We start from the raw sequence: 13,694 nt of genomic DNA, 5'->3' as shown, positions 1-13,694 counted from the left end.
GAAACGTCAGTCATTGATGCCGGAAAGGTCTGCTTGCCGAGGTTTTTTTGCATCGGCTCAAGTCATACCTTTCTCTACGGCTTGAAGAAAAGCACGGCGCTTTTGTGTGCCGCCGCCTCATCCCCAGCGTTTACTCAGCTGCGCCGCCTGCAGTGATTTTTCCTGCGGGTCGCGGCGCGTCCCGTGGTCAATTTCCAGCAGCTCAAAATCCCCGGCAAGTCGACTAGTGTTGGCGTTGAGCCCCATGTTGGGGGTTATGGAGAAATGGCTATGGAGCGAAACAACAAACGGATCAACAGCGCAAAAAGGAGGAAGCTGATTGCCGCTTACCGGCTTCCGGGCGCGCCCGGCCTGGCGTCGGGGTTGAGCGCGCCGGTGAAGCCCGAGGCGGATGATGAGCTGGACGCGGCGGTGGTGAACAACAGCGTCATGTCGTTTGTGCAAGGCATGACCAGCCTCAACAAGGAGTACACCCGCAAAAGCTATTTGCTGGCGAGCAGCTACGTCAGCGATGTGCTGCGGGTCGCCCGGGGCACAGAGGCCTGGTACAACGAATTCATCAAGGTCATGAGCAGCCTCGGCTGGATGCCGGTCAGGAGCAGTTTCGAGCGGGTGTACACCTCTCGCAAGGGGCTGTCGGTACAGCTGGCGGCGCTGAACCTGATGGCGGCCACCGTGGCCTCGACGTTTCTGTCGGGGCCGCTGATCAGTGTATTGCCCAAACGGGTGGCGGAGGCGGTTGAAGCCTTGAAGCAGCTCCCGGCCTCATTTGAGTTATTCAAGCGAAATACCACCACGCGTGACGGTGGCGATTTCGGCTTGGCGTCCTGCTCGGAAATCGCCGGGGAAGTTTCGATGGTGCTGGTGACGTACAGCTCCCACGGCGTCAGCAAGCAACTGGGCATACCGTTTCTGGAGTGGGACAGTGCATCCGTCGAGGCCTTCAGTGGCCGCACGTGCCTGGTGCTGAACAGCTCGGTGGTCAACGAAGACACGATTCAACTGCTGCGGGACAGCGCAGGGGACAAGGTCCGCCTGGCTATCGCCAACTACAGGATTTGATCTACGGCACCAGGTAACCGCGTACACCGGTGAAGATGATTTGTGCGGCCAGGGCGCACACGAACAGCCCCATCAACCGGCTGACAATCTGCAAGCCCTGGTCGCCGAGGATGCGTTCGATACGGTTGGACAGGTACAGCACCACGCCCACCGTCAGGCTGGCCAGGGCGATACTGAGGATCGCGGTGATCTTGTCGTCCCAGTGCGGCTGGCTGACGCCCATCACCAGCAGCGCACCGATGGTGCCGGGGCCGACGGTCAGGGGAATGGTCAGCGGCACGATGGTCACGTCCTGCTGCACGTTGTCGGTCTGCACCGCTGACTTGCCCTGGGCCATGCCCAGGGCCGAGATGAACAGCACACTGCCTGCGCCGATGCGGAAGGCGTCGACGGTGATGCCGAACACACTGAAAATCACCCGGCCGAACAGGTAGAGCAACACGCTCGATACCAGGGTGGCGAGGGCCACTTTCCAGGCCAGGCGCCGCCGCTCCTTGCTGGAGTAACCGCGAGTCAGGCTGATAAAGCAGGAGAGCACGAAGAAGGGGCTGTAGAGCACCAGCATCTTCAGGTAAACGCTGAATAGCACGTGGAGCATGGTGGGAGCTCGCAGCGAAGGAGGGCGAGCGGGAGTTTATCAGGCCTGTGGCTGAGCGCTATCTGTGAAGCGACAACAATCCAGTGTGGGAGCGGGCTTGCTCGCGAAAGCGGTGTGTCAGCCAATACATGTTTGACTGACACACCGCTTTCGCGAGCAAGTCGAATCGTCGCACCGCCGCTCCCACATTTTGATCTGCGTCATGCATGGGTCAGGTGGGAGCGTGCTCAGGGCGCTGTTGGCGCTGTGCCACCCAGTACTCCACCAGCTCGCGCAATTGCGACAACTCCACCGGCTTGGCCATGTGCCCGTCCATCCCGGCCTGGCGTGCACGCTCTTTATGTTCCGAAAGAATGTGCGCGGTGAGTGCCACGATTGGCGTACGAATCCGCTGGTTGCTGACTTCCCACGCGCGCAGTTGCTGGGTCGCGGAGAAGCCGTCGAGGATCGGCATTTCACAGTCCATCAACACCAGGTCGTAGCGCTGGGCCTTCATTGCCTGCAGGGCTTCTTCGCCGTTGCTGGCGGTGTCCGGCAGCAGGTTGAGCTTGCCGAGCATGCCGCGAATCACCTTGGTGGAGATGCTGTTGTCCTCCGCCACCAGGATCCGGAAATCACTTGGCACGGTCACCGGGGCCGGCGCGCTGATCGCCGGCTGGCGTGGTTGCACGGAGCCCTTGCTGCGCTGGGTCAATTCATCGGCAAGGGTGGTCTTGAGGGTATAGCCGGCCACGGGTTTGGCGAGGATGCGCTTGATCCCGCAGTTGCGCGCGATGATCTTGCTCGGCGCATTGCTGATGCCGGTGAGCATGATCAGCAGGATGTCGTGGTTCAGGCTCGGGTCTTCCTTGATCTTCGCCGCCAGTTGCATGCCGGTCATGCCGGGCATGTTCTGGTCCAGCAGCACCACGTCGAAATAGTCCCGCAGGTGCGCCTTGGTGCGCAGCAGCGCCAGGGCTTCCTTGCCCGAAGGCACGGCACTCACGTTCAGGCCCCAGGCCGTGCATTGCTGCACCAGCACTTTGCGGCAAGTGTCGTTGTCGTCCACCACCAGCACGCGCGCGCCCTTGAGCGGGCCGTCGAGGTCGGAGGTCGGGTGCTCCAGGCGTTCCGGATCCAGCGGCAAGGTCAGCCACAGGGTGCTGCCTTGCTGGCTGCCACTCTTGATGCCGAATTCGCCGTTCATCAACAGGATCAGCTGGCGGGCAATGACCAGGCCCAGATGGCCGCTCAGGCGGGTGGCAGAGAGGAAGTTCTTGCTGTGCAACTCGCTGTGCAGCAGGGCGTCGCGCTCGGCGGGTTCCATCGGCAGGCCGCTGTCTTGCACGGCAATGCGCAGGCGCGGTTTGCTGCTGCGCTCGTCCAGTGCGACGACGATCAGTACTTCGCCTTCATCGGTTTTTTGCAGGGCATTTTCCAGCAGGCTCAACAGTGCCTGGCGCAGCCGCGTCGGGTCGCCGCTGATCACCCGGGGTACCTGGGGCTGGATAAAGCTGATCAGCTCGACGTTCTGCTGCTCGGCCTTGGCGCGGAAAATACTCAGGCAGTCTTCGATCAGCGCGTTGAGGTCGAACTGCACATCGTCCAATTCGATCTGCCCGGATTCCAGCTTGGAGATGTCGAGAATCTCGTTGATCAGGGTGAGCAGTTCGTTGCCGGCGCTGTGGATGGTTTGCACGTAGTCGCGTTGCTTGACTGAAAGCGGGGTGCCCAGCAGCAGTTCGGTCATGCCCAGCACGCCGTTCATGGGCGTGCGAATTTCGTGGCTGATCTTCGCCAGGAATTCGGCCTTGGCGGCGATTTCGGCGTTGCTGGCCGCCAGGTCGCGGCTGAGGCTGAAGTTGTCTTCGGTGATGGCGCGCTGGCGTTCGCCCAGGGCCAGGCTCATCAACAGGCCACTGAGGCAGATAAAGCCGAGCAGGGTGATGATCAAGCCTTGTGGCGGCACCAGCGTCAGGCCCAGCAAGGCCGGGAGAATAATCAGCGTGCCGATGTTGAAGATCACCATCGCCAGCATGAACAGGCGCGCCGGGCGGTAGCCCTTTTGCCAGTGATAGGCCGAGACGAACAACATGCTCAGGCCGGCCAGCGCCACCAGGGCGTAGGTGATGATGTTCAGGGGCAAGGTGTTGACGAACAGCAGCAACAGGCCGGTCAGGACGATCAGCAGGATGTCGGCCATCAACAGCTTGTTCAGCGGATGCGGGCCCAGTGGCGCAAAGAAGCGGTAGGCAAACATCAGCCCGCACGGCGCGGTCAGCAGCAGGGCGAGGTAGGCGCCGGGGGTTTGTACCGCGTGCCAGTTCGGCAGCCACGGGCCCAGCACGTTGAGCAGCAGCGCAAGGCTGAGCAGCAACAGCAATTCGCAGGCGGCGAGCCACAGGCTGCTGCGGGAGCGATGGTAGGCGTAGCGGGTGAGGTTGTGCAGGATCAGCATCACCAGGCAACCGAACAGCAGCCCGTAGATCAGCGTCTGGTTCTGGTTGGCCGCAGCCAGCACGGCCGGCTCAAGGGTGATGTAGGGGCGCAGCTCGTGTTCCGAGACCATGCGCAGGTACACGTCCAGCGGCTTCTGGCTTTGCGGCATCGGCAGCATGAAGTCGCTGCTGGGCAGCGGGCGCTCGGCCTGGGGCTGGCGGGTGCCGGTAGCTTCCTGCTCCACCAGGGTGTCGCCGTCGAGTACATACAGGTTCAGGTGTGACAGGTCAGGGGCGAATACCCGCAGCACTTGCTCGTGTTTGCCGGGTTGCAGCCTGAAGCGTACCCACAACGCACCGTCCGGTTGCGCGGCGGTAATCCGGTCCAGTTCGATGGGGCTGAATTGATTGATGTAGCGGGGCGAGCGGATGTCGCTCAGTTGCAGATCGGCCTGTTCATCAAGCAATACTGCCCAGCCACTGCCTTGTGCGGCGGCCTGGGCCGGGAGCAAGCAGAGCAAGGTCAGCAGACTGACAGTGAAACCTATGGCGATCCTGAGCCAGCGCACGGCGAAATCCCTTCGTAGGTTGATGCATGGGTATAACTATGCGCGGGGCCACAAGCGTAGGGCAAGGGCCGGAGGCCCCTGCCTAACCGAACGGATAGCTGTTTACTGACTTTCGCCACGCTCACGGGCAATGGCGCGGTAGCCAATGTCGGTGCGATAGAAGCAGCCTTTCCAGTCGATCTTCGCCGCCAGCTTGTAAGCCTGTTGCTGGGCGGCATCTACGCTGCTGCCCATGGCGGTTGCGCACAGTACGCGACCACCGGCGGTGACGACCTTGCCATCCTTGAGCGCGGTGCCCGCGTGGAACACCTTGCCTTCCAGCGTAGCAGCCGCGTCCAGACCTTCAATCACATCGCCCTTGGCGTAGTCGGCCGGGTAGCCGCCGGCGGCCAGCACGATGCCGACGCTCGGGCGCGGGTCCCACTGGGCTTCGACCTTGTCCAGGGCCTGGGCCAGCGCAGCTTCAACCAACAGCACCAGGCTCGATTGCAGGCGCAGCATCACCGGTTGGGTTTCCGGGTCGCCGAAGCGGCAGTTGAACTCGATGACTTTCGGATTGCCGGCCTTGTCGATCATCAAACCGGCGTACAGGAAACCGGTGTACACATTGCCTTCGTCGGCCATGCCGCGCACGGTTGGCCAGATGACCAGGTCCATCACGCGTTTGTGGACTTCGGCGGTGACCACTGGCGCCGGAGAGTAGGCACCCATGCCTCCGGTGTTCGGGCCGCTGTCGCCGTCACCCACACGTTTGTGGTCCTGGCTGGTGGCCATCGGCAGTACGTTCTTGCCGTCGACCATCACGATGAAGCTGGCTTCTTCGCCGTCGAGGAACTCTTCGATCACCACGCGCGAACCGGCTTCACCGAAAGCGTTGCCGGCGAGCATGTCGCGCACGGCGTCTTCGGCTTCAGCCAGGGTCATTGCGACGATCACGCCTTTACCGGCGGCCAGGCCGTCGGCCTTGATCACGATCGGTGCACCGACTTCACGCAGGTAGGCCAGGGCCGGCTCGATCTCGGTGAAGTTCTGGTAGTCGGCGGTCGGGATCTTGTGGCGCGCCAGGAAATCCTTGGTGAAGGCTTTCGAGCCTTCCAGCTGGGCAGCGCCGGCGGTTGGGCCGAAGCAGTCCAGGCCGCGGCTGCGGAACAGGTCCACAACGCCAGCTACCAAGGGCACTTCCGGGCCGACGATGGTCAGGGAAACGTTTTTCTCGGCAAAGTCCGCCAGTTGCTCAAGGGCCAACACGTCGATGGCGACGTTTTCGCACTTGGCTTCAATGGCGGTACCGGCGTTGCCGGGGGCGACGAAAACTTTCTGGACACGTGGGTCCTGGGCAACTTTCCAGGCCAGGGCGTGTTCACGGCCACCGCTGCCAATGATCAAAACATTCATTTCAAAAACCTCGGATGACGCTGAATTCTGACCGTTCCCACGCTCTGCGTGGGAATGCCTCTTGTGACGCTCTGCGTCACGCTTTGGGACGCGGAGCGTCCCGGGCTGCATTCCCACGCAGAGCGTGGGAACGAGCAATCAGTGACGGAAGTGGCGCATGCCGGTGAAGACCATGGCAATGCCGGCTTCATCAGCCGCTGCAATCACTTCTGCGTCACGCATCGAGCCGCCCGGTTGGATCACGGCGGTAACACCGGCTTTCGCGGCGTTGTCCAGGCCATCACGGAACGGGAAGAATGCGTCGGACGCCATCACCGAACCCTGCACCTGCAAGCCGGCATGTTCCGCCTTGATCGCAGCGATGCGTGCCGAATTCACGCGGCTCATCTGGCCCGCGCCGACACCGATGGTCTGGCGATTCTTGGCGTAGACGATGGCGTTGGATTTAACGTACTTGGCGACTTTCCAGGCGAAGATCAGGTCGTTGATTTCCTGTTCGGTCGGGGCGCGCTTGGTCACCACTTTCAGATCGGCGCTGCCGATCATGCCGATGTCGCGGCTCTGTACCAGCAAGCCGCCGTTGACGCGCTTGTAGTCCCAGGCAGCGGCACGCTCGGCCGACCACTCGCCGCACGCCAGCAGGCGCACATTGGCCTTGGCGGCAACGATGGCGCGAGCCTCTTCACTGACGGATGGCGCGATGATCACTTCAACGAACTGACGCTCGACGATCGCCTTGGCGGTCTCGGCGTCCAGCTCACGGTTGAAGGCGATGATGCCGCCGAAGGCCGACTCGGTGTCGGTGGCGTAGGCCAGTTCGTAGGCCTGGCGGATACCGCCTTCAGCGTCCGGGCTCACGGCCACGCCGCACGGGTTGGCGTGCTTGACGATCACGCAGGCTGGCTTGACGAAGCTCTTCACACATTCCAGCGCGGCGTCGGTGTCGGCCACGTTGTTGTACGACAGCTCTTTGCCTTGCAGTTGGGTCGCGGTGGCGATGCCGACTTCAGCAGGCTTGGCCTCGACGTAGAACGCCGCGCTCTGGTGCGGGTTCTCGCCGTAGCGCATTTCCTGGGCCTTGATGAACTGGCTGTTGAAGGTGCGCGGGAACTGGCTGCGACCTTCTGTGCTGAGGGTTTCAGCGGCCTGGTTCACGGTGCCCATGTAGTTGGCGATCATGCCGTCGTAGGCAGCGGTGTGTTCGAAGGCCTTGAGCATCAGGTCGAAGCGCTGGGCGTAGGTCAGGCCGCCGGCTTTCAGGCTTTCCAGTACGTTGGCGTAGTCGCTGGCGTTCACCACGATGGCCACGTCTTTGTGGTTCTTGGCTGCCGAGCGAACCATGGTCGGGCCGCCGATATCGATGTTTTCGATGGCGGTCGGCAGGTCGCAGCCTGGCTTGTTGATGGTGGCTTCGAACGGGTACAGGTTAACGGCCACCAGGTCGATCGGCTTGATGCCGTGCTCGCTCATGATGGCGTCGTCGATACCGCGACGACCGAGGATCCCGCCGTGGATTTTCGGGTGCAGGGTCTTGACCCGACCGTCCATCATTTCTGCGAAACCGGTGTAGTCCGCCACTTCCACTGCGGCCACGCCGTTGTCCTGCAGCAGTTTGAAGGTCCCGCCGGTGGAGAGAATCTCCACGCCCAGGGCTTCCAGCTCCCGGGCAAATTCGAGGATCCCGGTCTTGTCGGAGACACTGATCAAGGCACGGCGGATCGGCAGGCGGGTAGTCTGGTCGGTCATTTCAATTTCCATCAAAAGCAAAGGAGTCAGCAAAAAAGGCGTCCGTTTTTACGCGGGCGCCTTTCTGGTTTGATTGAATGCTTACAGCAAATCGTACTGCTTGAGTTTCTTGCGCAGCGTGCCACGGTTCAGACCGAGCAGCTCACTGGCCTTGGTCTGGTTGCCCTTGACGTAGTTCATCACGCTTTCGAGCAACGGCGCTTCGACTTCGGAGAGCACCAGGTTGTACACGTCCGTGACGGCAGCGCCCTCAAGGTGGGCGAAATAATTGTGCAGCGCCTTCTCGACACTCCCGCGAAGGGTCTGGCCTTCTTCGCTCGGCGTGTTGAGGTGCTGTTTCAAATTGACGTTGTCGCTCACGGGTGTTGTTCCACTCACTAAAGTCTCGGTCATCATCGTCATGCGGCCACCCCTTCTCCGTCCCCTGTCACCAGGCTCTTGTAACGCTCGGAGAAGAACTCACGAACGTTGGCGCACTGTGCTTCCGTATCATCCAAACGATTGAAGTGGGCGCGAAACTCCCTGGCGCCCGGCAAGGTTGCGAGATACCAGCCCACATGCTTGCGAGCAATGCGTACTCCCATCACGTCTCCGTAGAAGGCGTGCAGGGCGGCCAGATGCTCTAGCAGAATACGTTCCACCTCGATCAGCTCCGGTGCCGGCAAGGTTTCGCCGGTACGCAGAAAATGCTCGATCTCACGAAAAATCCACGGCCGCCCCTGGGCAGCCCGGCCAATCAACAGGCCATCGGCGCCGGTCGCGTGCAGCACGCGCCGGGCTTTCTCGGCTGAGTCGATGTCGCCGTTGGCAAAGACGGGAATCGACACCGCCTGCTTGATCGCGGCAATGGTGTCGTACTCGGCTTCACCGGTGTAAAGGTCGGCGCGGGTGCGGCCATGCACCGCCAGCGCTGTAATGCCCGCCTGCTCGGCGATCTTCGCCACCGTCAGGCCATTCTTGTTGTCCCGGTCCCAACCGGTGCGGATCTTCAGGGTGACCGGCACATCCACTGCAGCGACAACGGCATGCAGGATCTCGCTCACCAACTGCTCATCCTTCAACAGGGCAGAACCTGCGGCCTTGTTGCAGACCTTCTTGGCCGGGCAACCCATGTTGATATCAATAATCTGCGCCCCCAACTCCACGTTGGCCCGGGCCGCATCCGCCAGCATCTGCGCATCACCGCCGGCGATCTGTACCGAGCGGGGCTCGGGATCACCTTCGTGGATCATGCGCATCCGCGATTTGCGGGTGTTCCACAGGCTCATGTCGCTGGTGACCATTTCCGAGACTACAAGCCCTGCGCCCAAACGCTTGCAAAGCTGACGAAAGGGCTGGTCGGTGACGCCCGCCATCGGGGCGAGGATCAAGCCGTTGTGCAATGTGTATGGGCCGATGCGTACCGCCGACATAGGACTTCCCTGTTGTGGGGCCGGATCATTAGAGTTCGAAAAAGGGTTGGCATGATACCCGCTCTCGATGACTGGATAAAGGCTGAATTGGATAAAATCTGAGCAGTTATTTTCTTATCGCCGCAGGTTTGGTCAAAGGCGATGCAGTCAATAATCTGCCGTCAAGCACCGGCCAGGCAGCCGTTTCACTCGGGGGAGTGGAAGCTCAGGCTGTAATTCACCGCTTTGTTGCCCGGGTCGAGGATGTCCAGGGCAATGTGGATCGGCGTCTGGGAGGGCATCTCGGTCACGCCTGCCAACTCGCCGCTGAGGTATTCGGCGGGTTTGAAGCGACGACTGGCGATCATATTCCCGTTCATGTCGGCAAAGCGTAGCTCCAGCAGCGGGAACGGTTGGGAGAATGTCGCGCGGTTATAGATGATCGCGTCCACCACCAGGGCACCGGCAAACTCCGGGTGGCTGCGCACCACCAGGTTGCTGCTCTTGATGTGGGCGATATCGACCCGGGATGGCACGGTGCAGCCCAGTTTCGGGCACAGTTCCTGGAACCATGGGCGGTAGGCGTCCTGGCGTGCCAGGTCGTCGAATTGGTAGGCGACGTATTGTCCCGCCAGGCCGGCGGCGGCCAGCAGCACCAGCAAGCCCCAGAACAAACGGCGGCCCCAGCCGGAGGAGCGCTTCCGGGAATACAGGTGCAGCGGGTCGTCTTCCAGGTCCGAAAGCAGGTCGTCGTGGGCGCCGGCCTCGGGGCGAGGGCGCTTGCGTTTGGGCTGCGGGCGTTCCGGTTGTTCGGGTTCCGGCTCGTCCGCTACGGCGGTTACCGGTGGGTCGAGTTCGTCATCGGTGGTGCTTGTGTGCAGCGGTGGTTCGTCGTCCGGCTCGACCGCTTCAAACGACATCGACGGTTCGGTGCGCTTGGGTTTGCCTGGGCTTGCCTTGGCCGGTTGCGGTTCGTCGTCGGCCGTTTGCGGGGCTTGGGCCCGTTCATCCCGGGGTTCGCTGAACAGGCTGGAGGCCCATCGCTCTTCCTCGGCCTTGGCCGTGTCACGGCTGGCGCTGAGGGCATCTTCCTTTTGCCGACGATCGGCGCCGGGCTGGCGACGGTCGGCACCCACGGGTTGGGTGTGCTGGATCTCGCGACGCTCCAGCTTGGCCAGTTCTACGTCGAGGTCCAGGTTATCCAGGTCCAGCTCTTCGGCGGTCCATTGCTTCTGGCTGATGGCTCGCGGCGCTTGGGGTGGCGGTTCTACGGCTGCCGGCGGCTCTGCCGCAGGTGGTGCCTGGGGCGCGGGCGCGTTGGCGCGCTGCTCCAGCAGTTGGCGAGCGGCATTGAACACCTGCAGGCACGACCCACAGCGCACCACGCCACGGGCCACGCTCAATTGAGCGTGGTTGACGCGAAAGCGTGCTTGGCAGTGTGGGCACTGGGTGACGAAACTGTCGGTCATGCGGCCATCCGATTCATGCAGGCGCTCATTCTAGCGCCGACGACCACTGATGCGTACCCAGCCATCGCGGTTGGCGATCGGATCCAGCTCAAAATCCTGGGCGTAGGCGGCGGCAACGTCTTCGCCCTGTTCGGCGAGGATGCCCGACAGCGCCAGGCGGCCGCCCGGCTTGACCAGGCTCGACAGCTGCGGCGCCAGGGAAACCAGCGGCCCGGCAAGGATATTGGCCACCAGCACGTCGGCTTGCACCTGGGGCAATTGCTCCGGCAGGTACAGCGGGAATTTCTCTTCAGCGATGTTATTGCGCCCGGCGTTATCGCGGGAGGCTTCCAGGGCTTGCACGTCGATATCGGTACCGACCGCTTCCTTGGCGCCCAGCAGCAGGGCAGCGATCGCCAGGATCCCCGAGCCACAGCCGAAGTCCAGCACGTTGCAGTCTTTCAGGTCCTGGCCATCGAGCCATTCCAGGCACAGCGCGGTGGTGGGGTGGGTGCCGGTGCCGAACGCCAGGCCCGGGTCCAGCAGCAGGTTCACGGCGTCAGGCTCGGGGGCGGCGTGCCAGCTCGGCACGATCCACAGGCGCTGGCCAAAACGCATTGGCTGGAAGTTGTCCATCCAGCTGCGTTCCCAGTCCTGGTCTTCGATGATTTCGCTGTGGTGTTCCGGCAGCGGGCCGCCGGTGAGCAGTTCCATATGGGCCAGGACGCTGGTGGCATCGGTGCCGTCTTCGAACAGGGCCAGCAGATGGGTGTGGGACCACAGCGGGGTGGTGTTGAGCTCGGGTTCGAAGATCGGCTGGTCTTCGGCGTCCATGAAGGTCACCGACACGGCGCCCACTTCGAGGAACGCGTCTTCGTAGGTTTCGGCTTGTTCTGGGCTGATGGCGAGACGGACTTGCAGCCAAGGCATGGCGGGCACCTTTGAAAAAATGAGTGTGCAGCGGGGTAGGGCTGCGAAAGACGCGCAAGTTTACGCGAGCGAACAGCAGAAGACGACTGTACTGCTGGTGTACACAGAACAAAATGTGGGAGCGGGCTTGCTCGCGAATGCGGTGTGTCAGTAATGGATGTGTTGACTGGCACACCGCATTCGCGAGCAAGCCCGCTCCCACAAGGGGAATGTATCCATCCAGAAAAATCGGGTGGGCAGAAACAACAAAACCGCCCGAAGGCGGCTTTGTTGGGTGGAGCACTTCGCTTACTGATTAGCCAGCTTGTGTTCCAGGTAGTGAATGTTCACACCACCTTCGCAGAAGCCTTCATCGCGAACCAGGTCCCGATGCAGCGGGATGTTGGTCTTGATGCCGTCTACCACGATTTCGTCCAGGGCATTACGCATACGGGCCATGGCCTCGTCGCGGGTGGCGCCCCAGGTGATCAGCTTGCCGATCAGCGAGTCGTAGTTGGACGGAACCTTGTAGCCGCTGTACAGGTGCGAATCCACACGTACGCCGTTGCCGCCGGGCGCGTGGAAATGCTTGACCAGGCCAGGGCTTGGGATAAAGGTTTTCGGGTCTTCGGCGTTGATCCGGCACTCCAGGGAGTGGCCGTGGATCTTCACATCATCCTGGGTAAACGACAGCTTGTTGCCAGCGGCGATGCTCAGCATCTCCTTGACGATGTCGATACCGGTGACCATCTCCGAAACCGGATGCTCTACCTGCACACGAGTGTTCATCTCGATGAAGTAGAAACGGCCGTTCTCGTACAGGAACTCGAAAGTGCCCGCGCCACGGTAGTTGATGTCGATGCACGCCTTGACGCAGCGAGCCAGTACTTCCTGGCGAGCTGTTTCGTCCAGGCCCGGTGCCGGCGCTTCTTCCAGCACCTTCTGGTGACGACGTTGCAGCGAGCAATCGCGGTCGCCCAGGTGGATGGCGTGGCCCTGGCCGTCGGACAGTACCTGCACTTCCACGTGACGTGGGTTGGTCAGGTACTTTTCCAGGTAGACCATCGGGTTGCCGAACCAGGCGGCAGCTTCCGAGCGAGTCTGCTTGGCGGCTTCGATCAGTTCTTCTTCCTTGTGCACCACGCGCATGCCGCGACCACCACCGCCACCGGCGGCCTTGATGATCACCGGGTAACCGACTTCGCGACCAATGCGCAGGGCGGTTGCCTCGTCTTCAGGCAGCGGGCCGTCGGAACCTGGAACGGTAGGTACGCCGGCCGCGATCATGGCGTCCTTGGCCGATACCTTGTCGCCCATCAGGCGAATGGTTTCGGCTTTCGGGCCGATGAAGGCAAACCCGGATTTCTCCACCTGTTCGGCGAAATCGGCGTTTTCCGCGAGGAAGCCGTAGCCGGGGTGGATGCCATCAGCGCCGGTCACTTCAGCGGCGGCGATGATGTTCGAGACTTTCAGGTACGAGTTCGTGGCCAGTGGCGGGCCGATGCAGATGCTTTCGTCCGCCAGTTTCACGTGCATCAATTCGGTATCGGCCGTCGAGTAAACAGCGACGGTCTTGATGCCCTCTTCCTTACAGGCGCGCAGGATACGCAGCGCGATCTCGCCGCGGTTGGCGATCAGGACTTTTTGCAGTTTCTTCGCAGGTTTCAACATCGAAGGCGCTCCGCGGTTCAAACGATGGTGAACAGCGGCTGGTCGTACTCAACCGGCTGACCGTTTTCTACCAGGATGGATTCGATGACGCCGGCTTTTTCCGCCGTGATGTGGTTCATCATCTTCATCGCTTCAACGATGCAGATGGTGTCGCCCACTTTCACGGTTGCGCCGACTTCAACGAAGGCTGGCGAGGTCGGTGCCGGGGTGCGGTAGAAGGTACCGACCATTGGCGACTTGACCACGAAACCGTTCAGTTTTGGAGCCGCAGGGGCTTCGGCAGCCGCCGCGACCGGAGCAGCAGCCACGGGTGCAGCGGCCGGAGCCGGCGCTTGCATCTGTGGTGCGTAGAACTGTTGGGCCGGGGTCTTGCTGTGACGGCTGATCCGTACGGATTCCTCGCCTTCCTTGATCTCCAGCTCGTCGATACCGGATTCTTCCAGCAGTTCGATCAGTTTCTTAACTTTACGGATATCCATGAATCATCA

At 61.8% G+C, this 13,694-nt stretch carries 11 protein-coding genes; 1 reads left to right on the top strand and 10 read right to left on the bottom strand.

The genetic code is table 11. The features are described 5' to 3' along the window. The first annotated feature begins 270 nt into the window (after nt 1–270). Nucleotides 271–1,062, top strand: a complete 792-nt coding sequence (locus HX839_RS02185) for a hypothetical protein (RefSeq protein WP_102606174.1) — start codon at nt 271–273, stop codon at nt 1,060–1,062. A 1-nt stretch (nt 1,063) separates the two neighbouring features. Here the strand turns inward: HX839_RS02185 and HX839_RS02180 are convergent, their stop codons facing one another. The 10 genes from HX839_RS02180 to accB all read right to left on the bottom strand — a co-directional run bounded on the left by HX839_RS02180 (nt 1,064) and on the right by accB (nt 13,685). Continuing rightward, nucleotides 1,064–1,660 carry a MarC family protein gene (locus HX839_RS02180; RefSeq protein WP_003217330.1) on the bottom strand — a complete coding sequence of 199 codons (597 nt, stop codon included), beginning with the start codon at nt 1,658–1,660 and terminating at the stop codon, nt 1,064–1,066. A gap of 211 nt (nt 1,661–1,871) precedes the next feature. Further along, nucleotides 1,872–4,646: a hybrid sensor histidine kinase/response regulator gene (locus HX839_RS02175; protein ID WP_177028629.1), complete on the bottom strand. Its 2,775-nt coding sequence runs from the start codon at nt 4,644–4,646 to the stop codon at nt 1,872–1,874. 102 nt (nt 4,647–4,748) lie between these two features. Next, entirely contained in the window at nt 4,749–6,041 is a 1,293-nt protein-coding gene (gene purD, locus HX839_RS02170) for a phosphoribosylamine--glycine ligase (RefSeq protein WP_003217326.1), read from the bottom strand. 138 nt (nt 6,042–6,179) lie between these two features. Beyond that, complete coding sequence (gene purH / locus HX839_RS02165) at nt 6,180–7,787, bottom strand: bifunctional phosphoribosylaminoimidazolecarboxamide formyltransferase/IMP cyclohydrolase (RefSeq protein ID WP_003217323.1); 1,608 nt, start codon at nt 7,785–7,787, stop codon at nt 6,180–6,182. Nucleotides 7,788–7,868: 81 nt separating this feature from the next. Continuing rightward, entirely contained in the window at nt 7,869–8,189 is a 321-nt protein-coding gene (fis, locus tag HX839_RS02160; protein ID WP_003186237.1) for a DNA-binding transcriptional regulator Fis, read from the bottom strand. Continuing rightward, the gene (gene dusB, locus HX839_RS02155) at nt 8,186–9,199 is read right to left on the bottom strand and encodes a tRNA dihydrouridine synthase DusB (RefSeq protein ID WP_003217321.1); all 1,014 of its coding nucleotides are present in this window, start codon (nt 9,197–9,199) and stop codon (nt 8,186–8,188) included. Before dusB ends, fis begins: the two co-directional genes overlap by 4 nt. Before the next feature lie 185 nt (nt 9,200–9,384). Continuing rightward, nucleotides 9,385–10,647 carry a DUF3426 domain-containing protein gene (locus HX839_RS02150; RefSeq protein WP_177066683.1) on the bottom strand — a complete coding sequence of 421 codons (1,263 nt, stop codon included), beginning with the start codon at nt 10,645–10,647 and terminating at the stop codon, nt 9,385–9,387. Between the two features lie 30 nt (nt 10,648–10,677). Further along, nucleotides 10,678–11,556 carry a 50S ribosomal protein L11 methyltransferase gene (gene prmA, locus HX839_RS02145; protein WP_177066682.1) on the bottom strand — a complete coding sequence of 293 codons (879 nt, stop codon included), beginning with the start codon at nt 11,554–11,556 and terminating at the stop codon, nt 10,678–10,680. A gap of 288 nt (nt 11,557–11,844) precedes the next feature. Further along, nucleotides 11,845–13,206 (bottom strand): acetyl-CoA carboxylase biotin carboxylase subunit, encoded by a 1,362-nt coding sequence (accC, locus tag HX839_RS02140; protein WP_003217312.1) that lies wholly within the window; start codon nt 13,204–13,206, stop codon nt 11,845–11,847. A gap of 17 nt (nt 13,207–13,223) precedes the next feature. Beyond that, nucleotides 13,224–13,685 carry an acetyl-CoA carboxylase biotin carboxyl carrier protein gene (gene accB, locus HX839_RS02135; RefSeq protein WP_003217309.1) on the bottom strand — a complete coding sequence of 154 codons (462 nt, stop codon included), beginning with the start codon at nt 13,683–13,685 and terminating at the stop codon, nt 13,224–13,226. Nucleotides 13,686–13,694 lie beyond the last annotated feature (9 nt).

Origin of the sequence: Pseudomonas sp. I8001 (genome assembly GCF_013385345.1) — a bacterium.
Taxonomy (GTDB): domain Bacteria; phylum Pseudomonadota; class Gammaproteobacteria; order Pseudomonadales; family Pseudomonadaceae; genus Aquipseudomonas.
The sequence above is the reverse complement of the archived record's forward strand: the minus strand, read 5'-3'. Positions and strand labels throughout refer to the sequence as shown.

Bases quoted from the DNA above. Each gene is read 5' to 3' on its own strand.
- HX839_RS02150 (WP_177066683.1), bottom strand. From the start codon at position 10,647: ATGACCGACAGTTTCGTCACCCAGTGCCCACACTGCCAAGCACGCTTT.
- prmA (WP_177066682.1), bottom strand. From the start codon at position 11,556: ATGCCTTGGCTGCAAGTCCGTCTCGCCATCAGCCCAGAACAAGCCGAA.
- fis (WP_003186237.1), bottom strand. From the start codon at position 8,189: ATGACGATGATGACCGAGACTTTAGTGAGTGGAACAACACCCGTGAGC.
- purD (WP_003217326.1), bottom strand. From the start codon at position 6,041: ATGAATGTTTTGATCATTGGCAGCGGTGGCCGTGAACACGCCCTGGCC.
- purH (WP_003217323.1), bottom strand. From the start codon at position 7,787: ATGACCGACCAGACTACCCGCCTGCCGATCCGCCGTGCCTTGATCAGT.
- accC (WP_003217312.1), bottom strand. From the start codon at position 13,206: ATGTTGAAACCTGCGAAGAAACTGCAAAAAGTCCTGATCGCCAACCGC.
- accB (WP_003217309.1), bottom strand. From the start codon at position 13,685: ATGGATATCCGTAAAGTTAAGAAACTGATCGAACTGCTGGAAGAATCC.
- HX839_RS02180 (WP_003217330.1), bottom strand. From the start codon at position 1,660: ATGCTCCACGTGCTATTCAGCGTTTACCTGAAGATGCTGGTGCTCTAC.
- HX839_RS02185 (WP_102606174.1), top strand. From the start codon at position 271: ATGGAGCGAAACAACAAACGGATCAACAGCGCAAAAAGGAGGAAGCTG.
- dusB (WP_003217321.1), bottom strand. From the start codon at position 9,199: ATGTCGGCGGTACGCATCGGCCCATACACATTGCACAACGGCTTGATC.